The organism is Burkholderia sp. MSMB1459WGS, assembly GCF_001534535.1.
GTDB lineage: Bacteria > Pseudomonadota > Gammaproteobacteria > Burkholderiales > Burkholderiaceae > Burkholderia.
Window position 1 is genome coordinate 94,731 of sequence record NZ_LPMU01000037.1, and the last position, 23,484, is coordinate 118,214.

Genomic DNA, 23,484 nt, shown 5'->3' on the forward strand with positions numbered 1-23,484 from the left:
CCAGAGGACGTACGGCATGGCACTGGCGTTTACCCTTTTACGTGGTAAACCAGCGTTTTACCTAGTACAATTTCTGTCATGTATCGATGGGAGAGAAGAAATGGGAAATGACGGGGTCGTTGCCGTGGAAAAGGCGCTTTCGCTGTTGGACTGCTTCAAGCCGGGCGCCGAATCGCAGTCGCTCGCGACGCTGTCGCAGGCATCCGGCATGCACAAGACGACGGTCTACCGGCTGATGAACTCGCTGGAGCGAATGGGCTATGTCGTGCGCGCGCAATCCGGCAACTATTCGCTCGGACATCGCGTGCTGTACCTCGGCAAGCTGTACGAGCAGTCCTTCCATCTGTCCACGGTGGTGGAACCGGCGCTGCATGCGCTGGCCGCGCTGACGAAGGAAAGCGCATCGTACTATGTGCACGACAGCGGGCAGCGGCTTTGCCTGTTTCGGGTCGAGCCGTCCGAAGGTCTGCGTGAAACGCGGCTCGCCGGGACGATGCTGCCGCTCGACGACACGGCCATCAGCCACGTGATCCGCTTCTGGGGGCTCGGCGAACCGATCTATGACAAGCCGCCTGCACTGCCCCTCTTCACCGCCGGTGCGCGCGATGTGCACACGGCGGCGTTCGCGGTGCCGATCTTCGGCGCCGGCGACAAGTTCATGGCGGCGCTGACGCTGTCCGGTCCTGCGTCCCGCCTCAGCGTCGCGCACGAATCGGGCGAACTGGATCGACCCCAACTGGATGCGGCCGCCGATCTATCGCGGAAGCTGGGCGCCAGTGTCGCGCTCTGCGAGAACATCTACGGCAGTTGATCGCCCCATCGCGAACGTGACGAACATGCGGCCCACCGCCGAGTTTTACGCGCTGGGCCGCCGAGCAAATCGGCAGCGGCAAGCGGCACGGCTTGCGCGAGCGACGCGGTCGAGGCGCTGCCCGCGACTACGGCCGCCGTTACTCGATCGCCTTCAAAGCATCGAGCCCGTCCGGCAGCATCGCATCCGGAAACTGCGTGGACAGCGTCGCATCGCGCCACCGCGCCGCCTCTTCCGCGCGCTGCCGCTCCGCCTGCTCGCAGACGAACAGCGCATCGCCGCCGAGGAGCAGGCGCATCGGCACGTCGTCGCGACGGGACAGCTCGACGATCAGCGCCGCGATCCGGGCGGGATCGCCGACCTCGTGGCCGCCATACGCGCCGAGCAGGTCGAGAATCTTTCCGACCGACGGCCGATAGTCCGGCAGCAGATCGTCGATCCCGCGCTTCGCCCGCGCGGCCCATTCGGTACGCATCCCGCCCGGTTCGAGCGTGCACACGCGCACGCCGAACGGCGCGACTTCCTTCGCGAGCACGTCGCTGAACCCGCCGACCGCCCACTTCGCGGCCTGGTACGCGGACAATCCCGGCGTCGACGTCCGCCCGCCGACCGACGACACCTGGAAGATGTGCCCCGCGCGCTGCGCACGCATCGTCGGCAACACCGCGCGCGTCAGATTGATCACGCCGAACAGGTTCGTTTCGATCTGGTCGCGAAAGACGTCGGCGCCCGTCTGCTCGAACGGCGCCGTGTGGCCGTAGCCCGCGTTGTTCACCAGCACGTCGATGCGCCCGAACGCGGCGCGTGCCGCGGCGACGGCTTGCGCGGCTGCCGCTTCGTCGGTGACGTCGAGTTCGACCGGCAGCAGCCGGTCGCCATGACGCTCGGCCAGATCGGCCAGTCGCGCCGGATCGCGCGCGCCGGCCACCAGCCGGTCGCCGGCTGCCAGCACCGCTTCCGCAATCGCTCGCCCCAGGCCGCGTGCGGCCCCCGTTACCAACCAGACTTTCGACATTTTTCCGCTCCTTGATCGTGATGAAACGACGAAAATGAATGACTACTCACTCATTAATATGGGCGACGTAGCAGCCCTTGCGGACTGCATCGCCCTCCCTGAAACGCTCTGCCGGTCGTCGCAGCACGCGACGCCACGACGGCGATCCTCGACTCACACCGCGCGCAACACGGCCCACAACGCGCGAAACCCCGCTTCCCGGTAGGCATCGGCCCGCGCCGGATCGCGTGCAATACACTCCATCGCGGTTTCCGCGATCGACGTAAACAACGCCGAGCAGAACGCATGCGCTTCGTCCCGGTTCAGCGCGCCCGACGCGGCGACCTGCTCGCGCAGCAGCGTGCCGATCGCGCCGAAGCCTTCCGCGCCGGCCGCGCGATGCGCGTGGTCGATGCGCCCGCTCACGCCCAGTTGCTGCAGCGCGCGCCGGCCGTCCGGATTCGCGATGCCCCACGACACATAGCCGTTCCACGCATGCCGCACGGCCTGCTCGGCCGGCGCGCGCTCCGGAAACCCGGCCATCATCGCTTCGCGCAAGTCGGCCTTCAGGCTCAGATACAGTGCGTTCAGCAACGCATCCTTGGTCTCGAAGTACGTGAACACCGTGCCTTCCGCCACGCCGGCGAGCCGCGCGATGCGTGCGGTCGTGGCGGTTGCGCCGTCCTCGGCGAGCGCGCGCGCGGCCGCGGCGAGGATGGCTTCGTGCTTGTCGGGACTGCGCGGTCGAGCCACGTTCGATTCCTTTAATGAGTGAGCGCTCAATCATAATCAACCCGACGTCGAGAATGCAAGCCCTGTTACATCCGGGGGAACGCATACGCAATCCATTAAAACGGTGCACTATTAGCGTTTTGCCGTACCGGCGCCGGCCATCCGGCGCCCGATGCCCTCGACGTTCGTTTCACGTTCACCGTTTCAAACCGCGAACCTCCCATGACGAATCAGCCTTCCCAGACCGCGGCCGACCGGCCCGTCGACATGATCATCTTCGGCGGCGGCGGCGACCTCGCCGCCCGCAAGCTGTTGCCCGCGCTGTACATGGCGCACCTGCACTGCAATCTTCCGCCCGAGACGCGCATCATCGCCGTCGGCCGCCGCGACTGGGGCATCGACGGCTACCGCAAGTTCATGGACGAGCAGTCGCGCCCGTTCATCGACGAGAAGGCGTTCGACGCCGACGCGTGGAGCCGCTTCCTCGACCTGTTCAAGTACGTGCTGATCGACGTGAACGCGCCGGACGACTACCGGCGGCTCGCCGAAGCGGCACGTAGCGACGCGATCCGCGTGTTCTACCTGTCGACGTCGCCGGAGCTGTTCACGACGATCTGCGACAACCTGTCGGCCGCGCACCTCGTCGACGCGCATTCGCGCGTCGTCCTCGAAAAGCCGCTGGGCCACGATCTCGCGTCCGCGAAGGCGATCAACGACGCGGTCGGCAAGCACTTCGAGGAATCGCAGATCTACCGGATCGACCATTACCTCGGCAAGGAAACCGTGCAGAACCTGATGGTGCTGCGCTTCGGCAACCCGATCTTCGGGCCGCTTTGGCAGGCGCCGAGCATCCGCAGCGTGCAGATCACGGTCGCGGAAACGGTCGGCGTCGGCAGTCGCGCGGGCTTCTACGACCACACCGGCGCGCTGCGCGACATGGTGCAGAACCACCTGCTGCAACTGCTGTGCATCGTCGCGATGGAGCCGCCCGTGTCGCTCGACCCGGACGCGGTGCGCGACGAGAAGCTGAAGGTGCTGCGCTCGCTGCGGCCGATGTCGCTGTCGGACGTCGCGCGCGACACGGTGCGCGGCCAGTACACGGCCGGCGCGGTCGACGGCCAGCCGGTCAAGGGCTATCTCGAGGAAGACAACGTGCCGGCGGACAGCCGCGCGGAAACCTTCGTCGCGCTGCGCGCGTACATCAACAACTGGCGCTGGGCGAACGTGCCGTTCTTCCTGCGCACCGGCAAGCGGCTGCAGCGCCGCCAGTCGGAAATCGTGATCGAGTTCGCGGACATGCCGTTCTCGATCATCCCGACCGGCCCGCGGCACTACAGCAACCGCCTCGTGATCCAGCTTCAGCCGGAAGAGTCGATCCAGTTGCAGATGCTCGCGAAGGAGCCGGGTAGCGGGATGAACATGGTGCCGGTGAGCCTGAACCTCGACTTGCAGCAGGCGATCCCGGAGCGGCGCGCGGAAGCGTACGAACGGCTGCTGATCGACGTGATCCGCGGCCGCCTCACGCACTTCATGCGCCGCGACGAGCTCGAAGCGGCGTGGTCGTGGGTCGAGCCGATCCTCGACGGCTGGAAGCAGCTCGGCGACCGGCCGCGCCTGTACACGGCCGGCACGTTCGGGCCCGCGGCCTCGTCGGCGCTGCTCGCGCGCGACGGGATGTCGTGGGCCGAAGAAGCGTAAGCGCAGCCCGACGGCGTGCCGCCGCGCGGCACGCCCGTTGCCGGCCGGGACCGCGCCGCCTGCGCCGCGTCGCTACGGCGACAGCAGCCACGTGGCCTTGCGCCGCGCCGGCGCATCGCGCCCGCTGCCGGCGCCGAGCATCTCGATCATGTAATCGACGAACGACGCGATCCGCGACGAGATCGCGGTGTTCCGGTAATACACCGCGTTGATCGGCTGCTCGACCTCGAGCGTCTGCCGCGCGAGCACCTGCACGAGCCGCCCGGCCTCGCGATCCTGCGCGGTCACGAAATCCGACAGGCACACGACGCCCGTGCCCTCCAGCGCGAGCTGCCGCAGCGTCTCGCCGCTCGACGACCAGACGTCGGGCTCGATGCGGTAAGGCTCGCCGTCCGTGCCGAGAATCGGCCATACGTTCAGCGATTCGGGCTGCGTGAAGCCGAGCAGCGTGTGCTTCGCGAGATCCTCGACCTTGCGCGGCTGGCCGTGCGCTTCGATGTAGGCGGGGCTCGCGAGCATGCGCACCCGGCTGTTGCCGATGCGCCGGCTGTGCAGCGTCGAATCCTTCAGCCGGCCGATCCGGATCGCGACGTCGGTGCGCCGCTCCAGCAGGTCGGTGATGCCCTCGTTGCTGTTCAATTCCAGCTCGACCTTCGGAAAGCGTTCGCGGTAGCCGCGCACGAGCGGCACGATCACGTGCAGCATGAACGGCGTCGCGGCGTCGACGCGCAGGCGTCCGGACGGCATCTCGCGCCGCGCGAGCATCTGCTCTTCCGCACTCTCGACCGATTCGATGATCGCGCGCGCGTCCTGCAGGAATGCGCGCCCTTCCTCGGTCAGTTCGAGCCGCCGCGTGGTCCGGCGCAGCAGCGTGGTCTTCAGCTTCTCCTCGAGCCGCGCGAGCGTGCGGCTCGTCGCCGACACGGTGAGGTCGAGGTGCTGGGCGGCGGCCGTGATCGAACCGGTGTCGACCACGGCGATAAAGGCCTGGAGTTCGTCGAGGGTGGTCTTCATTGTTGATTTGAAATCAAAACAATTTGGTTTATAGACCAGTTTTTCAGCAAAAGTAAAGCCGGCACACTGCGATCCATTCCTACTGAAACCCGGATCCTGTCATGCCACTCGCGTTGCTTGCGTTGACCATCAGCGCCTTTGCCATCGGCACCACCGAATTCGTGATCGTCGGGCTGATCCCGACGATCGGTGCGGACCTCGGCGTCAGCCTGCCGTCCGCCGGCCTGCTCGTCAGCCTGTATGCGCTGAGCGTCGCGATCGGCGCGCCGCTGCTCACTGCGCTCACCGGCCGCGTGCCGCGCAAGGCGCTGCTCGCCGGGCTGATGGCGCTCTTCACCGTCGGCAACCTCGTCGCGTGGCAGGCGCCCGGCTACGAATCGCTGATCGTCGCGCGCGTCCTCACCGGCCTCGCGCACGGCGTGTTCTTCTCGGTCGGCTCGATCATCGCGACCACGCTCGTGCCGAAGGACAAGGCCGCCAGCGCGATCGCGACGATGTTCAGCGGCATGACCGTCGCGTTCGTCGCCGGCATTCCGCTCGGCACCTTCATCGGCCAGCACTTCGGCTGGCGTGCGACGTTCCTGATCGTCGCGCTGTTCGGCCTCGTCGCGTTCGTCGGCGCGGTCGCATTCGTGCCGCGCGGGCTGCCGCAGACGCCGCCGGCGCCCCTCGCCCGCCAGTTGCGCGTGCTGGCCCAGCCACGCCTGCTGCTCGTCTATGCGATGACGGCCGTCGGTTATGGCGGCTCGCTGATCGCGTTCACCTATATGGCGCCGCTGCTCGAACGGATCGCCGGCTTCACGCCGTCGCAGGTCAGCCTCGTGCTCGTCGGCTACGGCGTATCGGTCGCGGTCGGCAACGTGTGGGGCGGCAAGCTCGCGGACGCCGTCGGCCCCGTGAAGGCGCTCAAGCGGATCTTCCTGCTGCTCGCGATCGTGCTGCTCGCGTTGACCTTCACGATCCACGCGAAATGGCTCGCAGTCCTGACGATGCTCGCGTGGGGCGCCGTGGCATTCGGCAACGTGCCGGGGCTGCAGGTGTACGTCGTCAAGCAGGCACGCCACTTCGCGCCGGACGCCACCGACGTCGCATCAGGCTTCAACATCGCCGCCTTCAACCTCGGCGTGGCCGGCGGCTCGTCGCTCGGCGGCCTGATCGTCGCGAACGTCGGCCTCGGCCACACGCCGTGGATCGCCGCCGTCGTCACGCTCGGCGCATTCGCACTCACCGCGCTGAGCGGCCGTCTCGACCGCCGCCACGGGCTGCCCGAGCGCACGGCCGGCCCCATCGAACTCGCCCATTGAACGCCACTTTTTTACAGGAGCCACCAGCATGAACGCATCGACCTCACGCCCGCCGTTCGCCGGCAAGACTTTCGAAGTCCGTTACGACGGCCTCACCGCGCTCAACGCATACGACGAAGACGGCCGTCACATGCGCTACGAGATCACCGAAGGCCCGTACGCGGGCGCGAAGGGCGAAGTCGAATACACGTGGCAGCGCGTCGCCGGCGAGACCTACGCGATCTCGTGGCAGGAAGCCGATCGCGCCACCGTCGTGCATATCGACGATTTCGCCGCCGGCACGTCGCGCTCGTTCTTCACCGCGTCGTCGCTCGATTTCTACCGGCTCGACGGCAGCCTGCGCGCGGTCTGAACGGAGGCGCCATCATGTCCACGTCGCTCGACAAGCTCGCAGACGGCGGCTTCAGCATCGGCATCGAACTGCCGATCGACAACGACTGGTCGCCGGCCGGCGACGCGAAGCGCCAGCATGACGGCCGCCGCCCCGGCGTGCCCGATATGGAGATCCACGCGGAGCTCGCGCAACTGGCCGACACGCTCGGCTTCCGCGCGCTCTGGGTGCGCGACGTGCCGGTGTACGACCCGTCGTTCGGCGACGCCGCGCAGGTGTTCGAGACGTTCTCGTATCTCGGCTACCTCGCCGGGATCACGCGCGACATCCTGCTCGGCACCGCGGCCGTCGTGCTGCCGCTGCGCGAACCGCTGCTGACGCTGAAATCGGCGGCGACGATCCAGGAATTGAGCGGCGGGCGCCTGCTGCTCGGCGTCGCGAGCGGCGACCGGCCGGTCGAATATCCGCTGTTCGGCCGCGACTTCTCCACGCGCGGCGCGACCTTCCGCGACCAGGTCGCGCTGCTGCGCGACGGCGCGCGCGGGCATCTGCCGCCCGGCCTGGACGTGCTTCCCGCGGCCCGTTCGCCGGTGCCGCTGCTCGTCGCGGGCCTCGCGCAGCAGACGCCCGCGTGGATCGGCGAGCACATGGACGGCTGCCTCGCGTATCCGGGCACGCCCGCCGATCATCTGCAGCGCGCCGCGAGCTGGCGTGCGGTGGCCGGCGACAAGCCGTACGTGAGCTTCATCCATCTCGACCTCGCGGAAGATCCGCACGCGCCGCTGCAGCGGCATCGCTTCGGCGCCCGCGCGGGACGCGTCGCGCTGACGGAGGAACTCGCGGCGATGCGCGACGCGGGCGTGCAGCACATCGGCCTGCATTTCCGCCGCAACCGGCGGCCGCTCGACGAAACGATGGCCGAGATCGCGGCGGACGTGCTGCCCGCATTCCATCCGCAAACGAATCCGCAGACGCGTGCCGCATAAGGCCGACGAGCATCTTCCCATAGGCGAAGCGCCGACCAATATTTGATTTCAAATCAAATATTTTTGATATCTAAAGGCGTTTATTTCATCAGTTTCAAGCGCCAGAATGATTCCGATACCGCAATCGTTCCCCCTCTTTCAGGAGCACAGATGAGCAAGATTCCCGCCTTCGGCCTCGGTACGTTCCGCCTGCAAGGCCACGTGGTCATCGACTCGGTGCGCAACGGCCTCGAAGTCGGCTACCGCGCGATCGACACCGCGCAGATCTACGGCAACGAAGCCGAAGTCGGCGAAGCGATCGCCGCGTCGGGCGTGCGCCGCGAAGACCTGTTTCTCACGACGAAGATCTGGGTCGACAACTACGCGCCGGACAAGCTGGCGGCCAGCCTCGAGGAAAGCCTGCGCAAGCTGCGCACCGACTACGTCGACCTGACGCTGATCCACTGGCCGGCCCCGGGCAACGGCGTATCGATCGACGCGTTCATGACCGCGCTGGCGGACGCGCAGGCGAAGGGCCTCACGCGCCGGATCGGCATCTCGAACTTCAACATCGAACTGACGAAGGAAGCGATCGCGGCCGTCGGCAAGGACGCGATCGCGACGAACCAGATCGAGCTGAGCCCGTACCTGCAGAACCGCAAGCTGGTCGAGTTCCTGAACGCCGAAGGCATCCACGTGACGTCGTACATGACGCTCGCGTACGGCAAGGTGCTCGGCGATCCGGTGCTCGGCGCAATCGCGCAGCGCCACGACGCGACGCCGGCGCAAGTCGCACTCGCATGGGCGCTGCAGCTCGGCTACTCGGTGATTCCTTCGTCGACCAGGCGCGAGAACCTCGCGAGCAACCTGCTCGCGCAGACGCTGCGCCTGACCGACGAAGACATGGCGCAGATCGCCGCGCTCGAACGCAACGGTCGCGAAGTCGACCCGGCCGGCCTCGCGCCGAAGTGGGACTGAGCGCGCCGCGCCCTCATCCGACATGACCCGTCGCGGCCCGCCGGCCGCGGCACCGACAGGACACCACCATGACCCAGGACCCGCTTTTCCAACCGCTGCGACTCGGCGCGCTGACGCTGCCGAACCGCATCGTGATGCCGCCGATGACGCGCTCGCGCGCGAGCCAGCCCGGCGACGAAGCCAACGAACTGATGGCCGCGTATTACGCGCAGCGCGCGAGTGCGGGGCTGATCGTCAGCGAAGGCACCTACATCGCGCCGCTCGGCAAAGGTTACGCATGGACGCCGGGCATCCACACGCCATCGCAAGTCGCCGGCTGGCGCAAGGTGACGGACGCCGTGCATGCCGCGCACGGCCGCATCTTCGCGCAGCTGTGGCACGTCGGCCGGCTGAGCCACACGAGCCTGCTCGGCGGCGCGCAGCCCGTGTCGTCGTCGCCGCTCCAGGCGAAGGGCGTGAACGTGTTCATCGCCGGCGAAGACGGCAGCACGCCGGGTTTCGTGCAGGCGTCCGAGCCGCGCGCGCTGTCGATCGACGAGATCCGCGAGATCGTCGATCAATACCGCGCCGCCGCCCGCCACGCGATCGAAGCCGGCTTCGACGGCGTCGAGCTGCACGGCGCGAACGGCTACCTCGTGAACCAGTTCATCGACTCGAACGCGAACACGCGCACCGACGCGTACGGCGGCTCGCTGGAAAACCGGCTGCGCTTCTTGCGCGAAGTCGCGCAGGCGCTGATCGAAGGGGCCGGCGACGCATCGCGCGTCGGTATCCGCCTGGCGCCGCTGACCACGCTGAACGGCTGCGTCGACGACGATCCGGAAACGACCTACGTCGCCGCCGCGAAGCTGCTCGGCGAACTCGGCGTCGGCTACCTGCACATCGCGGAAGCCGACTGGGACGACGCACCGCTGATGCCGGTCGCCTTCAAGCAGCAATTGCGCGCCGCGTTCCCGGGCGTGCTGATCTATGCCGGCGCGTACACCGCCGAGCGCGCACGCGAAGCGATCGCCGCCGGCTGGGCCGACCTCGTCGCATTCGGCCGCCCGTTCGTCGCGAACCCCGACCTGCCCGAGCGGCTGCGCACCGGTGCCGCGCTCGCGCCGCACGACCGCAACACGCTGTTTGGCGGCGGCGCCCACGGCCTGACCGACTACCCGACGCTCGCGCAAGCCGCGGCCTGAACGATTCTCCCGTTCGTGCCCGGTCAGCCGCTGTCCGTCGGCTCCACGCAGGTCAACATCAACCCGGTCGCGATCCGCTGATCGCACATCCGTCCTTCGGCAATCGCGGCGACTATCGCCGCGATTGCCATTTCCGCATTGCAGCCTGTGCGATCGACGTCTAACGTTGACGGGATCGACGCCGTACGACCGTCACCCGACCTGAAAGGACGCTCCGTCATGCCAAGCCTCTCCCCGACACGCGACATGCTGCTGGCCCTTGCAGCCGGTTTTTCCCTGGCGGCCTTTACCTCGCCCGCGCAAGCCGACGAGGCCGCCGGCCTCACGGCGCCAGCGCCGGCCACGCCGGTGCTGACGACCACCGCGACCGGCGTGCAGATCTATTCGTGCGAATACGATGCCGACCACCGGCTCGCGTGGACCTTCAAGCGCCCGGAGGCGATGCTGTTCGACGGCGGCGGCACGCTCGTCGTCCGGCACGGTGCGGGGCCGTCGTGGGAAGCACTCGACGGTAGCCGCATTACCGGCAAGAAGCTCGCGGAAGCGCCGAGCGCAAGCCCGGCCAGTATTCCTCAACTGCTGCTCGCGGCGACGCCGGCCGCAACCGGCACGCTCGCCGGCGTGCGCTTCGTGCAGCGGCTCGACACGGCGGGCGGCACGCCGCCGGCCGCGACGTGCACGACCGAGCATGCGGTCGGCCGCTTCCCGTACTTCGCGCGATACGTGTTCCTGAAGTGACGCGCACGGCGTCGCAAGCGACGGGTGTCATCCCGTCGCCTTCCGCCACGCTTCCATTTAATCAGTTTTCCTATATTTGATGCGGGGAACCGTGAAATCGCCAGCCCCCTCGTTCCCTCTGGTCAGCGTAGCCGCATCGACACTTCGACGTCGCCACCGAACGGCACCGACAGATAGCCGTTTTCCGCCGCACGCACGTAAGCAAGATAGTCGGGGCTGTATTCCGCGTTGTCGGCCACGACGAACGCCCCCGCCCTGAGCCGCGGCTCGACCAGCGCGAGAATCTCCGGGTACAGCGCCTTCGCCCCGTCGAGCAGCAGCAGGTCGACCGAATCCGGAAGACCGGCGGCCAGCGTGCGCAGCGCATCGCCTTCGCGAATCTCCACGAGATCGGCCAATCCGCCCGCCGCCAGGTTCGCGTGCGCACGCACGACCTTCGACGGCTCGAACTCGCTCGTGATCAGCCGCCCGCCGCCGTTGTCGCGCAGCGCGGCCGCGAGATGCAGCGTCGAAATGCCGAACGACGTGCCGAATTCGACAATTACCTTCGCACCGACGCCGCGCGCGAGCATGTACAGCAGCGTGCCCGTCTCGCGCGACACGGCGAGCGGATAGTCCTTCAGGCGCGCATACAGATCGGCGTAGTCCGTCTTGCTGCGCATCAGCCGCGCTTGCTCGTCGCGCGACACGTTGGCGAAGTCCGGGCTCGTCGCGGGCGACGACGCGTCGGCTTCGTCGAACAGGCGCGCCAGCAGCGAAGCCAGCGGGTCGAGCATCAGGGTGGTCATGCGAATCTCCTGTATCGGGTTGAGTGCGACTAGAATATGACGAACTATTCAGGTTTTACTATTCGCATTGGCAGACCGCTCATGGCCGACCGCCGAAACACCCCGATTGCCACGCGCAAGCAGCCTCGGCAGGCGCGTTCGACCCGTCTCGTCGAGGACGTCCTCGAGGCGGCTATTCAGGTTTTGGCGAGCGAAGGCGCGCAGCGCTTCACGATGGCGCGCGTCGCCGAGCGGGCCGGCGTGAGCGTGGGCTCGCTGTACCAGTACTTCCCGAACAAGGCGTCCGTGCTGTTCCGGCTCCAGCACGACGAGTGGCGACAGACGCACGACATGCTGTGCGGGATGCTGCAGGACACGGAAGACGCCGCCCGAGCGGCTGCGCACCGCCGTCCACGCGTTCATCCGTTCGGAATGCGACGAGGCGCCGATGCGCGTCGCCCTCGACGATGCCGCGCCGCTCTATCGAGACGCCCCCGAGGCGCAGGCAGTGAAGGCGGAGAGCCACCGGGTGTTCAACGCGTTCATGCGCGAAGCGCTGCCCGACGTATCCGACGCCACGCATGCGCTCGCGTGCGAGCTGATCATGACGACGCTCACGGCCGGCGGCAAGGCGTTCTCCGAAACGGCGCGCACGCCGGCGGAAATCGACGCCTATTCCGCCGCGATGGCCGACATGTTCTGCGCATATCTCGCACATCTCGCGCACGATTGAGCCCGCGCCGGCACGGAGGCCGCGCACGCGCGCCAGCCGTATCGCCCGCATGCAGGTTGCGCGGCCGCGAATTCCGCCGCCCGCCCTTGTGCGCACCGGCGCTCCCGGCCACATTGAAAGTCGTTCGTAATATTCAATGCGTCGCCCGCTTCCACCCCGCCCGCCGACCCTGCATTCAAATAGTCGCCTTAACGGATTCGAACTAGGCGTATACACGCGTGTCGGCGCGACGGAGCCCCATCGCACGCCGATATAAGCGCTGCGACATGCGCTGCATGCTCGTCCCCCGATGGGACGTGATCGGCGGCTCGCCTAACCTTCGCTACGGCAAAGCACACGTGACGGGGTCGACCACACCACGCGTCGTCCGACGCGACATCCTCGCGATCGTTTCGATTCGCACGTCACGACGCGCATCGCGCGTCATTCGTCTCCACGACGTTGCCGAACAATCCCAACCAGATACGAGACACCCTGACGACGGTTCGCTACGGACCGTTTCAGCATGCTGATAAAGGAGCAAGCTCATGAGCGATACCCCGGTGCAGCCGACGGTCGGCGTCGGCGCGGAAGAAACTGACTTTGGCGCCCAGGGAGTCATCGACCGGTACTTCGGCGTTTCGTCGCGCGGCAGCACGCAGCGTCGCGAGATCATTGCCGGCGTGACCACCTTCCTCGCGATGGTCTATTCCGTGTTCGTCGTGCCCGGCATGTTCGGCAAGGCCGGTTTCGACACGAGCGCCGTGTTCGTCGCGGTCTGTCTCACCACCGCGTTCGGCTCGCTGCTGATGGGCCTGTGGGCGAAGCTGCCGATCGCGATCGGCTGCGCGATCTCGCTGACCGCATTCACCGCGTTCGGCCTCGTGCTCGGCAAGGGGCTGCCTCCGACGGTCGCGCTCGGCGCCGTGTTCCTGATGGGCCTCGTGTTTACCGGCATCTCGGTCACCGGCGTGCGTTCGTGGATCCTGCGCAACCTGCCCGCGGGCGTCGCGCACGGCACCGGGATCGGCATCGGCCTGTTCCTGCTGCTGATCGCATCGAACGACGTCGGCCTCGTGATCAAGAACCCGGGCGCCGGCCTGCCGGTCTCGCTCGGCCAGATCACCGCGTTCCCGGTCATCATGTCGATCGTCGGCCTCGCCGCGATCTTCGGCCTCGAAAAGCGTCGCGTGCCGGGCGGCATCCTGCTCGTCGTGATCGCGATCTCGGTATTCGGCCTGATCTTCGATCCGGGCGTGAAATACCGCGGCATCTTCGCGCTGCCGTCACTCAGCGCGCCGGGCCACGCATCGCTGATCGGCGCGATGGACATCAAGGGCGCGCTGTCGATGGCCGTACTGCCGAGCGTGCTCGCGCTGGTGATGACCGCCGTGTTCGACGCGACCGGCACCATCCGCGCGGTCGCCGGGCAGGCCGGCCAGCTCGACGAGAACGGCCGCATCGTCAACGGCGGCCGCGCACTGACCGCCGATTCGATCAGCTCGATCTTCTCCGGCTTCCTCGGCGGCGCGCCGGCGGCGGCCTACATCGAGTCGAGCGTCGGCGTGGCCGCCGGCGCGAAGACGGGGCTCGCGGCGGCCGTGGTCGGCCTGCTGTTCCTCGTCGTGATGTTCTTCTCGCCGCTCGCGGGACTCGTGCCGTCGTACGCCACCGCACCGGCGCTGATGTACGTCGGCCTGTTGATGCTCGGCAGCGTGAGCAAGCTGCACATGGACGACATGGTCGACGCGATGTCGGGCCTCGTGTGCGCGGTGTTCATCGTGCTGACCGCGAACATCGTGACGGGCATCATGCTCGGCTTCTCGACGCTCGTGATCGGCCGCATCGCCAGCGGCGAATTCCGCAAGCTCAACGTCGGCACCGTGCTCATCGCGGCCGTGCTCGTCACGTTCTATCTCGGCGGCTGGGCAATCTGAGCGCGACACCTGCGCGACGTCGCCTGCACAAGGGTGACGCGCATCGGGACGAGATCGTCTCCTCCACCATCGTCGTCGATGGTCTCCAGGCCTGGGAACGCGAGTTTCCAGGCCTTTTTTGCCCGTACGGCGCCGCGTGACGCGCTTCGCGACAACGGCGCGATACCCGTTCGCGCCCGGCGTCACGTTCGCGGCGTCGCGCCGTCAGAACGGCTTGATCACGGCCAGCCCGACGACGAGCCCGATCGCGACGATCGCCGCGCCCGCCGCTTGCCCGAGCCACGGCGCCGGCATGACGACGAGATCGTCGCGCTCCATGCGCCGCAGCGTGCCGGCCAGGATCCCGTGCAGCACCGACAGCGCGGCGACGAGCGCAAGCTTCGCCGACAGCCACGCGGCGCCGAACCAGTGACCGCTCAGCGCGAGCGCGATGCCGGCGATCCAGACGAGCGCGAGCGCGGGCGCCGTCACCGTGCGATCCCAGCGCCGCACCGCGCGATGCACGGCGAGGTTCGCAATCCGGACCCCGACGGACGACAACAGCAACCCGCCGACGAACGTGACGACGGCGACCAGATGCACGGCCTTCAGCACCAGGTAGATCATCGTGCGTGCCGCCTGCGCGCGATCCAGCCCGCGCTCGCCAGCCCCGCGAACGGCACGACGGCCGACAGCACGAGCCGCGCGACCTCGCCCTTGCTCCACAGCCCGCTCGACGCGGTGCCGACCACCGCCCATCCATACATGACGAACGCGATGCCGTGAACCGGGCCCATGATCGATACCGCGACCGGATACCCGGCCAGATGCTTGAGCGGCACGGCCACGCACACCAGCACGACGAGTGTGGTCGCCTCCAGCAGCGACAGGTATTGCAGGTTCCGCAACGCGTTGCGATCGTCTTGTTTCATCGGCGGGCTCCAGGTGGTTCGCCGCGATTGTCGCGTGTGGTGCGGGTTCGAGCCATTGGCTAGAATGACATCTTTCAACGGATTCCGGCCACGGCCGCACACGCCATGCACACGGTCGCCGTTCTTGCGTTGCCCGATGTCGTCCCGTTCGATCTGGGCGTCGCCTGCGACACGTTCGCGCGCGTGCGGGCGCCCGACGTCGCGCCCGCGTACCGCGTGCGCGTGTGCAGCGAGCAGCCGCGCGTCGGCGGCGAGCTGTTCGAGCTGCGTCCGCCGTTTCGTCTCGATGCGCTGGCCGACGCCGATACGATCATGGTGCCCGGCACGTCGGCGCCGCTCGCGCCCACGTCGCGCCGCGTGCTCGACGCGCTGCGCGCGGCGGCCGCGCGCGGATGCCGGATCGCGTCGATCTGCAGCGGCGCGTTCGTGCTCGCGGAAGCGGGGCTGCTCGACGGCCTGCGCGCGACGACGCACTGGCTCGCAGCCGCCGAACTCGCGCGCCGCTACCCGACCGTCGACGTCGACCCGAACGTGCTGTTCGTCGACAACGGCCAGATCCTGACGTCGGCCGGTGCAGCGGCCGGCCTCGATCTGTGCCTGCACATGATCCAGGCCGACTATGGCGCGGCGGTCGCCGTCGACGCCGCCCGCAGCGCGGTGGCGCCGCGCGTGCGCGAAGGCGGGCAGGCGCAGTTCATCGCACCCGAATGGCCGGCCGGCGGCGACGGCCTGCACGACCTGATGGACTGGCTGCAGGCCAACCTGCGCAAGCCGCTGACGCTCGACGCGATCGCGCGCAAGGCGTCGACGAGCGTGCGCACGCTGACGCGGCGCTTCCGGGAGCAGACGGGCACGTCGCCGGGGCAATGGCTGCAGATCGCGCGCGTGCGGCATGCGCAGCAGTTGCTGGAGGTGACCGAGCTGTCGATCGAACATGTGGCGACGGAAGCCGGGTTCGGTTCGGTCACCGCGTTTCGCGAACGCTTCGCGCGCATCGTCGGCACCTCGCCGCAGCGTTATCGGCAGGCGTTCCGCGCGCGCGCCGATGCGTGACGCGCATCGGGATCGCCCCGCCGAAGCATGAATCCGCCGCCCCCTTTCGCGCCCACCGGACTCGATCCATGACCCGCATCCGCAACCCCTTGAACATCGCGCAGCTCCAGGCGTTCGTCTCCGCCGCGCACCACAAGAGCCTGCGCGCCGCCGCCCGCGAGCTCGGCGTCACGCAGCCGGCGATCACGCACACGATCCGCGAGCTCGAAACCGCGCTCAACGCGGAGCTGCTCGCCCGCAGCGTGCGCGGCGTCGAGCTGACCGCCTGCGGCGAGGCGCTGCTGCCGCGCGCCGAGCAATTGCTCGGCGACATCCGCCGCACGGTCGAGGCGGTCGAGCAGGTGAAAGGCGAGATGTCGGGCCGCGTCGCGGTCGGCACGATGCCGTCGATCGCGCTGACCGCGTTGCCGCACGCGGTGACGGCATTCCGCGGGTCGATGCCGAACGTCAGCCTGCATCTGGAGGAAGTGACGGTGCCCGACGCGCTCGCGCAGTTGCGCAACGGCACGCTCGACATCGCTGCGATGCACCATGTGCCCGCGCTCGACCGCGATTTCACGCAATTGCCGCTGCTGTCGACCGAATTCACGATCGTGATGCGCGACGGTCATCCGCTCGCGCATGCGCGCCGGTTAGAGGAACTGCTCGACGCCGAATGGATCGTCACCGTCGGCGCCGAGCAGTTTCCGCACAGCGTGATGGTCGGGATGTTCGAGGCGCACGGGCTGCCGCTGCCGAAACGTTTGCTGCGCTCGCCGATGTCGTTCGCGGTGACGCTGGGGCTCGTCGCGCGCTCGGACGTGATCGGCTGCTTCACGCGCCCGCTCGCCGCGATGGTCGCCCCGCTCGGCATCCGCACGGCCGAACTCGACGAAAGCATGCCGCGCTTCGACCTGTCGATCATCGCGCGGCGCGACCTGCTGCCCACGCCGGCCGTCTCGCACTTCGTCACGTGCCTGCAGCGCGCGGTCAACGAAACGCTCGGCTGAATCGTTCCTGTGTGTGAAACGGCGGCGCGTCCGACGCGCCGCCGCCGGGCCCGGTATCGGGGCTTGTCCTAGGCGCCCTGCCGGTATTTTGTCTTGATAATCTTGCGCACGTCGCGCGCCCCCATCGGGCGGGCGAAACGGACTGTCCGACGCGAAGCCGCGGCGGGCCGAAGGCTTACGGCGCGGCACAACCGCGCACCCATCGAACAAAACGAGGAGTCACCGAGTGAAAAAGATTCTTGCGGCTGTGACCGTGGCCCTGCTCGCCGTATCGGCCGGCAGCGCGTACGCGAAAGACTGGACGACCGTGCGGTTCGGCGTCGACGCAAGCTACCCGCCTTTCGAATCGAAAGGCGCCGACGGCAAGGTGGTCGGCTTCGACGTCGATCTGGGCAACGAAATCTGCCGCCGCTTGAACGCGAAGTGCGTGTGGATCGAAAACGACTTCGACGGGATGATCCCGGCGCTGAAGGCCCGCAAGTTCGACGGCGTGCTGTCGTCGATGTCGATGACGCCGGCGCGTCAGGAACAGATCGCGTTCTCGGCGAAGCTGTTCAACACGCCGACGCGCCTCGTCACGAAGAAGGGCGCCGGCCTGATGCCGACGGCCGAATCGCTGAAGGGCAAGTCGGTCGGCGTCGAGCAGGGCACGATCCAGGAAACCTACGCGAAGACGTACTGGGCGTCGAAGGGCGTGAACGTCGTGCCTTACCAGAACCAGGACCAGGTCTACGCCGACCTGATCTCCGGCCGTCTGGACGGCGCGCTGCAGGACGCGGTGCAAGCCGAGATCGGCTTCCTGAAGACGCCGCGCGGCGCGAACTTCGACTTCGCCGGCAAGGATCTCGACGATCCGAAGACGCTCGGCAACGGCGCCGGTATCGGCCTGCGCAAGGAAGACACCGACCTGAAGGCGAAGATCGACGGCGCGATCGCCGGCATGCGCAAGGACGGCACGTACGACAAGATCGCGAAGAAGTACTTCGATTTCGACGTCTACGGCAAGTAATCCGGCCGACGCACGCGCGAATCGGCGCGATGGAAACGGGCTCCGCGAGGAGCCCGTTTTTTTTGCGCGCGGCGCCGGCGACGTTATTTTTTCCGCATCAACCCGATGATTCGCAACGGAAAACCGCGCGTTCTGGCGCCGGTTTGATGGCGGCGAGAAAGGCAACGTACAATCGATCTTCCACGCACATGGATCATTCGCGGCTGCGCCGCACTCCCCTCATCATGCAAACGCAGACCCATCCGCTGATTTCCCCCGCCGTCGGTACCGAACGCCAGATCACCAGCTTCCATTACGGCCCGCGCGGCGGCAAGAAGGTCTATATCCAGTCGTCGCTGCACGCGGACGAGCTGCCCGGCATGCTGGTCGCCACGCTGCTGCGCCGCAAGATCGCCGCGCTCGAAGCAGCCGGCAAGCTGCGCGGCGAAATCGTCGTCGTGCCCGTGCCCAATCCGATCGGCCTGTCGCAACACGTGTTCGGCGATCACCTCGGCCGCTTCGAGCTCGGCTCGATGCAGAACTTCAACCGCAATTTCTACGATCTCGCGGCGCTCGTGCTGCCGCGTGTCGAAGACCGCCTCACGAACGACGCGCAGCGCAATCTGGCCGTCGTGCGCACCGCGATGCGCGAAGCGCTCGACGAGCAGAAGCCGCGCACCGAACTCGACTCGCAGCGCCTCGCGCTGCAGAAGTTGTCGTTCGACGCCGATATCGTGCTCGACCTGCACTGCGACAGCGATGCGGTGATGCATCTCTACACGAATCCCGATCTGTGGCCGGACGTCGAGCCGCTGGCGCGCTATCTCGATGCCAAGGCGTCGCTGCTCGCGCTGAATTCGGTCGGCAACCCGTTCGACGAAATCCACAGCTTCTGCTGGTCCGACCTGCGCAGCCGCTTCGGCGACCGCTTCCCGATCCCGAACGGCGCGATTTCCGTCACGGTGGAACTGCGCAGCGAACGCGACGTGTCGTACGAGTTCGCGGAAAAGGACGCGCAGGCGATCGTCGAATACCTGACCGAGCGCGGCATCGTCGAAGGCACGCCGGCGCCGCTGCCGCCGCTCGCGCACCCGGCCACGCCGCTCGCGGGCACCGATCCGCTCGTCGCGCCCGTGTCGGGCGTGATCGTGTTCCGCACGCCGGTCGGCGCGATGATCGAGGCAGGCCAGGCGGTGGCCGACATCGTCGATCCGCTGACCGATCGCGTCGTCACGCTGAAGAGCAGCGTGTCGGGCGTGCTGTACGCGCGTCAGGTCGTGCGCTTCGCGACGGCCGGCATGGAAGTCGCGCGCATCGCCGGCGCCACCGCGATCCGCACCGGCTCGCTGCTGTCCGCCTGAGCCTGGGTGCGCGGCCCGCGCGCCGGGCCGTCCCGCACTGCGCATGCACTCGCATGCACCAACGCAATCGCCCGCTAGCGCGGGCGATTGGCTTTCCGGAGCGCGCGTCGGCGGCCGACGATCGCCCGCCGCCTCCCCGCGCGCGAAGACCGTTCAGAACGCCGGCACGATCGCACCGCCGAACTTCCGGTCGATGAACTTGCGCACGTCGTCCGATTCATAGGCCGCGACGAGCTTCTTCACCCACGGCTTGTCCTTGTCCTGCGCGCGCACCGCGATCAGGTTCGCGTACGGCCCGCGCAGATCCTCGATCGCGATCGCATCCTTCACCGGCGTGAGCCCGGCCTTGACCGCGTAGTCGGTGTTGATCGACGCGGCATCGACGTCGGGCAGCGCGCGCGGCAGTTGCGCGGCGTCGAGCTCGACGATCCTGATCTTCTTCGGGTTCTCGGCGACGTCGAGCGGCGTCGCGTTCACGCCGTTCGTGCCGACGCCGGCCTTCAGCTTGATTACCCCGTACTTCTGCAGCAGCAAGAGCGCGCGGTTGCCGTTCGACGGATCGTTCTGGATCCCGACCTTCGCGCCGACCGGCAAATCCTTCAGCGACTTGAGCTTCTTCGAATAGAAGCCCATCGGCGCGGTATAGGTGAGCCCGACGTTGACGATCTTGTAGCCGCGCTGCTTGATCTGGCTGTCGAGGAACGGCTGGTGCTGGAAGCCGTTCGCATCGAGATCGCCGGCATCGAGCGCCGCGTTCGGCTGCACGTAGTCGTTGAATTCGATGACCTTGATCGCGAGACCTTCGCGCGCGGCGACCTTCGTCACTTCGGTCCAGATCTGCGCGTCGGGGCCGCTCATCGTGCCGACTTTCAGCGTTTGCGGGTCGGCGTGCGCGCCGGGGGCGGCGAATGCCAGCGCGGCGGCGAGTGCGCCGAGGCCGGTCAGGATCGAACGTCGCATGGTGTCCTCTTGTCCCGTGTCGTTGTTGAAGCGCGCATCGTGGCACGGGGCCGGAACGGCACCAACCAAGCTTATTTCATGTGCATATTCCTGGCCCTCATCGAATCTCAGGCGGAATCGGTATAACTCCCTGCTGTACAACCGGGCAAAATCCAGTGTCGCATCGGCACCACACATTCTTCATATGACAGTCGCTGTCATATTCATTACGTGGCCCGCCGATAAAGTTGCGCCGGTCCGTGAAAGCGCCCATAGAGTGCGCCGGAACCGCAACTGGACACGCCATTCATTCGCTCGGAGAATCCTTTGAACAAGAAACTGTTGACCCTCGCCGCCCTGGCAGCAACGGCCGGCACGGCACACGCACAAAGCAGCGTGACCCTGTACGGCGTCATCGATGCCGGTATCAGCTATGTGAACCACAGCAAGACCGCCAACGGCGGCACGGGCAAGCTGTTCAAGTACGACGACGGCGTGGCCCAGGGCAGCCGTTGGGGCCTGCGCGGCACCGAAGACCTCGGTGGCGGCCTGAAGGCGATCTTCGTGCTCGAAAACGGCTTCAACAGCGGCAACGGCACGATCGGCCAAGGTGGCGCGATCTTCGGTCGCCAGGCTTACGTCGGCCTGAGCCAGTCGCAATACGGCACGGTCACGTTCGGCCGCCAGTACTCGTTCTCGACCGACATCCTCGGCTCGAACTACTCGACGGGCGGCAACACGGTCGCGGGTAACTACGCGTACCACGTGAACGACATCGACCAACTCACGTCGAGCCGCATCAACAACGCCGTGAAGTTCCAGAGCGCGAACTACTCGGGCTTCACGTTCGGCGCGTTGTACGGCTTCTCGAACTCGACCGACTTCGCAGGCGCACCGGCGACGACGACGGGCACGACGACGACGGCAGGCTCGTCGCGCGCATACAGCTTCGGCCTGAACTACGCGAACGGCCCGTTCTCGCTCGGCGCTGCCTACACGGACATCCGCTTCCCGAGCCAGTCGACCCCGGCCTTCTCGACGACGATCGCGAACCTGAGCACCGGCAACGTCCGCGACCTGCGCACGTACGGCGTGGGTGGCCGCTACGTCTGGGGCCCGGCGACGGCATGGCTGCTGTGGACGCGTACGCAGTTCTCGACCGTGTCGGGCGCGGGCGGCACGTTCTACAACGCATATGAAGCAGGCGCGAAGTACGCGTTCACGCCGGCACTGTCGGGCGGCCTCGGCTACACGTACACGAACGCCACGCAGAACGGCAACTCGTGGCACTGGAACCAGGTCAACGGTATCGCCGACTACGCACTCAGCAAGCGTACGGACGTGTACGGCCTGGTCGTGTACCAGCAAGCGTCGGGCAAGGGCGTGCAAGCGCAGATCGGCTCGAGCACGAGCTACTTCAACACGTCGGGCACGGGTTCGAAGAACCAGATCGCCGCACGTATCGGTATCCGTCACAAGTTCTAAAGCATCCGCTTAACTGTCCGCGCCACGCGCGGATCACGACGGCAAGCAGCGCCCCGCTTCACGCGGGGCGCTTTTTTATGGGCTTTTAAGTTTCGCTTAATTCTGGGCTGAGAGGATGCTCTCACCCCCCCTGTTGGCCGCCTGAGCATCGGCGGCTTTTTTTTTGAGACACCCCTACGGCACCGCCATCAACTGCCCACAAGACAGGATCGGAGGCCACGATGATCGAAGATACCGTTTTCAGCCATCTGCACGCGATTCTGACGTGCCAACACTCGCTGCCGGTCCAGAGTTGCCGGGTCTCGGTGGAAATGCAGCGCCCCTGGGGCCGTCCGTATCGCCTCGTCGAGTGGACGATGCATCTCGACGCACCCGCGCGGCGCCAGATCGTGCCGGCCGAATCGACCGACGAAGAGATCGCCGAGGTCGTCGCGTCGCACGTGCCGGGCCGGCTTTACGGCGACGGCCGGCTGCAGTTCTGAGCGCGTTTGCGCTCCACCCGCCTCCCGTCTTTTGGCCGCGCCGCACGTATCGTGCGGCAGTCGGTCTCGTTTGACGCGGCAACGAAACCTGCTACGCTGCGCGTTTTCGTCCACGCAACACACGATGGAAAACGCATTCAACGAACGTGGCGTCATGGTCACGCGCAACGGCCTGTCGGCCGCCGGGCAGGTATTCGCACTGCGTGACATTCGCCATGTCGACGTCGTCAAGATTCCGAAGAACCGGCTCGTGCCGTCGCTGATCTCGCTGATCGGCGCGGCCATCGCCGTCGCCGGCGGCATCGGCGCGTCGAGCGCCGCGCTGGTGGTCGGCGTGATGCTCGTCGTCGTCGGCTATCTCGCCTGGGCCACGCAGGACATCACGTATCGCCTGATGGTCGAGATGCCCGACGGCAAGCGCGAAGCGCTGTCGAGCGTCGACGCCGCGTTCGTCGAACGCGTCGCGCAGGTCGTGCGCGATGCACAGGCCGCGACGGCGGCCGGCTGATTCCATTCGCATCGCGGCACGCTTCGGTTCGCGATCCGCGGATGCACGCGGCGCGTATCGGCTCGCGCGGCACCTCGTCGTTTCGGGCCGAGGCATCGTCGTCGAATCGGCTTCCCGCGTCACCGTCTCGCGTGCCGCGCGTGCGCGGCGACTGTCGACCGCCTAGTATGGAAAGAGCGGCCCGCCGCCGCATCGTCCGAGGAGGCCAGCATGAACGCCCAATCGCTGTCCGGCATGCTTCGCGCACAGGAACTGCTGATCGTGTCGATGATCCGCGCGCTTCCCCTTGACGAACGCCGTGCGCTCGTCGATCTCTACACCGAACAGATCGCGTTCGCCGAACAGGCCGGTATCGAAGGCCACGGCGATCGCGCGACACACGATGCGTTCATCGCGCATGCGCGCAACCTGCTGATTCGCATCGAAGCGCTCGCTTAAGGCCCCATTTCCCCGGAATTTCCGTCCCGGCTCGCGCGAGCCGCGCATGCGAGCACTCACTCGCGTGGGTCGCTTCGTGTCCTTGTATTGATAATAATTCTCATTTACACTGACAAAATTGTCAGTTGCCTTTCAAATCGCCGTTTGCCGCATGCCGCGCGCAAA

At 67.2% G+C, this 23,484-nt stretch carries 24 protein-coding genes and 1 pseudogene; 18 read left to right on the forward strand and 7 right to left on the reverse strand.

All coding sequences use genetic code 11. The features are described 5' to 3' along the window. Positions 1–100: 100 nt before the first annotated feature. Entirely contained in the window at positions 101–811 is a 711-nt protein-coding gene (locus tag WT97_RS14720; RefSeq protein ID WP_059792915.1) for an IclR family transcriptional regulator, read from the forward strand. A gap of 139 nt (positions 812–950) precedes the next feature. Here WT97_RS14720 and WT97_RS14725 read toward each other — a convergent pair whose 3' ends face one another. Both WT97_RS14725 and WT97_RS14730 read right to left on the reverse strand, forming a co-directional pair. After that, the gene (locus WT97_RS14725) at positions 951–1,826 is read right to left on the reverse strand and encodes an SDR family NAD(P)-dependent oxidoreductase (protein WP_060353684.1); all 876 of its coding nucleotides are present in this window, start codon (positions 1,824–1,826) and stop codon (positions 951–953) included. A gap of 153 nt (positions 1,827–1,979) precedes the next feature. Then, positions 1,980–2,558, reverse strand: coding sequence for a TetR/AcrR family transcriptional regulator (locus WT97_RS14730; protein ID WP_060353685.1), 579 nt, complete (start codon positions 2,556–2,558; stop codon positions 1,980–1,982). 201 nt (positions 2,559–2,759) lie between these two features. Here WT97_RS14730 and zwf point away from each other — a divergent pair, with 201 nt between their 5' ends. Continuing rightward, positions 2,760–4,235, forward strand: a complete 1,476-nt coding sequence (gene zwf, locus WT97_RS14735) for a glucose-6-phosphate dehydrogenase (RefSeq protein WP_059499417.1) — start codon at positions 2,760–2,762, stop codon at positions 4,233–4,235. Between the two features lie 72 nt (positions 4,236–4,307). Here zwf and WT97_RS14740 read toward each other — a convergent pair whose 3' ends face one another. Next, complete coding sequence (locus WT97_RS14740) at positions 4,308–5,249, reverse strand: LysR family transcriptional regulator (RefSeq protein WP_059499418.1); 942 nt, start codon at positions 5,247–5,249, stop codon at positions 4,308–4,310. Positions 5,250–5,350: 101 nt separating this feature from the next. Between WT97_RS14740 and WT97_RS14745 the strand changes: the two genes are divergently transcribed. From WT97_RS14745 to WT97_RS14770, 6 genes are all read left to right on the forward strand, one after another. Beyond that, complete coding sequence (locus WT97_RS14745) at positions 5,351–6,553, forward strand: MFS transporter (RefSeq protein WP_060353686.1); 1,203 nt, start codon at positions 5,351–5,353, stop codon at positions 6,551–6,553. Between the two features lie 28 nt (positions 6,554–6,581). Next, a complete protein-coding gene (locus WT97_RS14750) occupies positions 6,582–6,905 on the forward strand; it encodes a hypothetical protein (protein WP_059499420.1) in 324 nt (107 codons plus the stop codon). Between the two features lie 14 nt (positions 6,906–6,919). After that, complete coding sequence (locus WT97_RS14755; protein WP_059792908.1) at positions 6,920–7,870, forward strand: LLM class oxidoreductase; 951 nt, start codon at positions 6,920–6,922, stop codon at positions 7,868–7,870. A 150-nt stretch (positions 7,871–8,020) separates the two neighbouring features. After that, complete coding sequence (gene dkgB, locus WT97_RS14760) at positions 8,021–8,827, forward strand: 2,5-didehydrogluconate reductase DkgB (RefSeq protein ID WP_060353687.1); 807 nt, start codon at positions 8,021–8,023, stop codon at positions 8,825–8,827. A gap of 68 nt (positions 8,828–8,895) precedes the next feature. After that, positions 8,896–10,011: an alkene reductase gene (locus WT97_RS14765; RefSeq protein WP_060353688.1), complete on the forward strand. Its 1,116-nt coding sequence runs from the start codon at positions 8,896–8,898 to the stop codon at positions 10,009–10,011. Between the two features lie 219 nt (positions 10,012–10,230). Next, positions 10,231–10,749: a DUF3455 domain-containing protein gene (locus WT97_RS14770; RefSeq protein WP_060033070.1), complete on the forward strand. Its 519-nt coding sequence runs from the start codon at positions 10,231–10,233 to the stop codon at positions 10,747–10,749. 122 nt (positions 10,750–10,871) lie between these two features. Here the strand turns inward: WT97_RS14770 and WT97_RS14775 are convergent, their stop codons facing one another. Then, positions 10,872–11,537 (reverse strand): O-methyltransferase, encoded by a 666-nt coding sequence (locus WT97_RS14775; protein WP_060033067.1) that lies wholly within the window; start codon positions 11,535–11,537, stop codon positions 10,872–10,874. Positions 11,538–11,573: 36 nt separating this feature from the next. Here WT97_RS14775 and WT97_RS14780 point away from each other — a divergent pair. Beyond that, a pseudogene (locus tag WT97_RS14780) lies at positions 11,574–12,249 on the forward strand (TetR family transcriptional regulator). A 527-nt stretch (positions 12,250–12,776) separates the two neighbouring features. Continuing rightward, complete coding sequence (locus WT97_RS14785) at positions 12,777–14,165, forward strand: NCS2 family permease (protein WP_060353689.1); 1,389 nt, start codon at positions 12,777–12,779, stop codon at positions 14,163–14,165. A 204-nt stretch (positions 14,166–14,369) separates the two neighbouring features. Here WT97_RS14785 and WT97_RS14790 read toward each other — a convergent pair whose 3' ends face one another. Further along, the gene (locus tag WT97_RS14790; protein ID WP_060353690.1) at positions 14,370–14,771 is read right to left on the reverse strand and encodes a CopD family protein; all 402 of its coding nucleotides are present in this window, start codon (positions 14,769–14,771) and stop codon (positions 14,370–14,372) included. Continuing rightward, positions 14,768–15,076: a DUF3817 domain-containing protein gene (locus WT97_RS14795; RefSeq protein WP_060033061.1), complete on the reverse strand. Its 309-nt coding sequence runs from the start codon at positions 15,074–15,076 to the stop codon at positions 14,768–14,770. The genes WT97_RS14790 and WT97_RS14795 overlap by 4 nt, the downstream gene beginning before the upstream one ends. A gap of 105 nt (positions 15,077–15,181) precedes the next feature. Here WT97_RS14795 and WT97_RS14800 point away from each other — a divergent pair, with 105 nt between their 5' ends. The 4 genes from WT97_RS14800 to WT97_RS14815 all read left to right on the forward strand — a co-directional run bounded on the left by WT97_RS14800 (position 15,182) and on the right by WT97_RS14815 (position 19,467). Next, positions 15,182–16,129: a GlxA family transcriptional regulator gene (locus WT97_RS14800; RefSeq protein WP_059499430.1), complete on the forward strand. Its 948-nt coding sequence runs from the start codon at positions 15,182–15,184 to the stop codon at positions 16,127–16,129. A gap of 68 nt (positions 16,130–16,197) precedes the next feature. Then, positions 16,198–17,118 carry a LysR substrate-binding domain-containing protein gene (locus WT97_RS14805; RefSeq protein ID WP_059792894.1) on the forward strand — a complete coding sequence of 307 codons (921 nt, stop codon included), beginning with the start codon at positions 16,198–16,200 and terminating at the stop codon, positions 17,116–17,118. A 226-nt stretch (positions 17,119–17,344) separates the two neighbouring features. Further along, a complete protein-coding gene (locus WT97_RS14810) occupies positions 17,345–18,127 on the forward strand; it encodes an ABC transporter substrate-binding protein (RefSeq protein WP_059792892.1) in 783 nt (260 codons plus the stop codon). Between the two features lie 224 nt (positions 18,128–18,351). Continuing rightward, on the forward strand, positions 18,352–19,467 hold the full coding sequence (locus WT97_RS14815) for a succinylglutamate desuccinylase/aspartoacylase family protein (protein ID WP_059499622.1): 1,116 nt from the start codon (positions 18,352–18,354) through the stop codon (positions 19,465–19,467). Between the two features lie 153 nt (positions 19,468–19,620). Here the strand turns inward: WT97_RS14815 and WT97_RS14820 are convergent, their stop codons facing one another. Beyond that, a complete protein-coding gene (locus WT97_RS14820) occupies positions 19,621–20,427 on the reverse strand; it encodes a MetQ/NlpA family ABC transporter substrate-binding protein (protein WP_060033053.1) in 807 nt (268 codons plus the stop codon). A 306-nt stretch (positions 20,428–20,733) separates the two neighbouring features. Between WT97_RS14820 and WT97_RS14825 the strand changes: the two genes are divergently transcribed. The 4 genes from WT97_RS14825 (at position 20,734) to WT97_RS14845 (ending at position 23,319) form a co-directional block, all read left to right on the forward strand. Further along, positions 20,734–21,891, forward strand: a complete 1,158-nt coding sequence (locus WT97_RS14825) for a porin (protein WP_034206016.1) — start codon at positions 20,734–20,736, stop codon at positions 21,889–21,891. A 221-nt stretch (positions 21,892–22,112) separates the two neighbouring features. Next, complete coding sequence (locus WT97_RS14830) at positions 22,113–22,373, forward strand: DUF2866 domain-containing protein (RefSeq protein WP_011548992.1); 261 nt, start codon at positions 22,113–22,115, stop codon at positions 22,371–22,373. A gap of 124 nt (positions 22,374–22,497) precedes the next feature. Then, the gene (locus tag WT97_RS14835) at positions 22,498–22,881 is read left to right on the forward strand and encodes a DUF6232 family protein (protein WP_059499434.1); all 384 of its coding nucleotides are present in this window, start codon (positions 22,498–22,500) and stop codon (positions 22,879–22,881) included. A 210-nt stretch (positions 22,882–23,091) separates the two neighbouring features. Further along, entirely contained in the window at positions 23,092–23,319 is a 228-nt protein-coding gene (locus tag WT97_RS14845; protein WP_034206014.1) for a hypothetical protein, read from the forward strand. Positions 23,320–23,484: the final 165 nt, after the last annotated feature.

Coding starts and splice junctions, on each gene's coding strand:
- WT97_RS14785 (WP_060353689.1), top strand. CDS start 12,777: ATGAGCGATACCCCGGTGCAGCCGACGGTCGGCGTCGGCGCGGAAGAA.
- WT97_RS14845 (WP_034206014.1), top strand. CDS start 23,092: ATGAACGCCCAATCGCTGTCCGGCATGCTTCGCGCACAGGAACTGCTG.
- WT97_RS14835 (WP_059499434.1), top strand. CDS start 22,498: ATGGAAAACGCATTCAACGAACGTGGCGTCATGGTCACGCGCAACGGC.
- WT97_RS14815 (WP_059499622.1), top strand. CDS start 18,352: ATGCAAACGCAGACCCATCCGCTGATTTCCCCCGCCGTCGGTACCGAA.
- WT97_RS14740 (WP_059499418.1), bottom strand. CDS start 5,249: ATGAAGACCACCCTCGACGAACTCCAGGCCTTTATCGCCGTGGTCGAC.
- WT97_RS14745 (WP_060353686.1), top strand. CDS start 5,351: ATGCCACTCGCGTTGCTTGCGTTGACCATCAGCGCCTTTGCCATCGGC.
- zwf (WP_059499417.1), top strand. CDS start 2,760: ATGACGAATCAGCCTTCCCAGACCGCGGCCGACCGGCCCGTCGACATG.
- WT97_RS14720 (WP_059792915.1), top strand. CDS start 101: ATGGGAAATGACGGGGTCGTTGCCGTGGAAAAGGCGCTTTCGCTGTTG.
- WT97_RS14750 (WP_059499420.1), top strand. CDS start 6,582: ATGAACGCATCGACCTCACGCCCGCCGTTCGCCGGCAAGACTTTCGAA.
- WT97_RS14830 (WP_011548992.1), top strand. CDS start 22,113: ATGATCGAAGATACCGTTTTCAGCCATCTGCACGCGATTCTGACGTGC.
- WT97_RS14790 (WP_060353690.1), bottom strand. CDS start 14,771: ATGATCTACCTGGTGCTGAAGGCCGTGCATCTGGTCGCCGTCGTCACG.
- WT97_RS14775 (WP_060033067.1), bottom strand. CDS start 11,537: ATGACCACCCTGATGCTCGACCCGCTGGCTTCGCTGCTGGCGCGCCTG.
- WT97_RS14820 (WP_060033053.1), bottom strand. CDS start 20,427: ATGCGACGTTCGATCCTGACCGGCCTCGGCGCACTCGCCGCCGCGCTG.
- WT97_RS14755 (WP_059792908.1), top strand. CDS start 6,920: ATGTCCACGTCGCTCGACAAGCTCGCAGACGGCGGCTTCAGCATCGGC.
- dkgB (WP_060353687.1), top strand. CDS start 8,021: ATGAGCAAGATTCCCGCCTTCGGCCTCGGTACGTTCCGCCTGCAAGGC.
- WT97_RS14770 (WP_060033070.1), top strand. CDS start 10,231: ATGCCAAGCCTCTCCCCGACACGCGACATGCTGCTGGCCCTTGCAGCC.
- WT97_RS14795 (WP_060033061.1), bottom strand. CDS start 15,076: ATGAAACAAGACGATCGCAACGCGTTGCGGAACCTGCAATACCTGTCG.
- WT97_RS14800 (WP_059499430.1), top strand. CDS start 15,182: ATGCACACGGTCGCCGTTCTTGCGTTGCCCGATGTCGTCCCGTTCGAT.
- WT97_RS14725 (WP_060353684.1), bottom strand. CDS start 1,826: ATGTCGAAAGTCTGGTTGGTAACGGGGGCCGCACGCGGCCTGGGGCGA.
- WT97_RS14765 (WP_060353688.1), top strand. CDS start 8,896: ATGACCCAGGACCCGCTTTTCCAACCGCTGCGACTCGGCGCGCTGACG.
- WT97_RS14805 (WP_059792894.1), top strand. CDS start 16,198: ATGACCCGCATCCGCAACCCCTTGAACATCGCGCAGCTCCAGGCGTTC.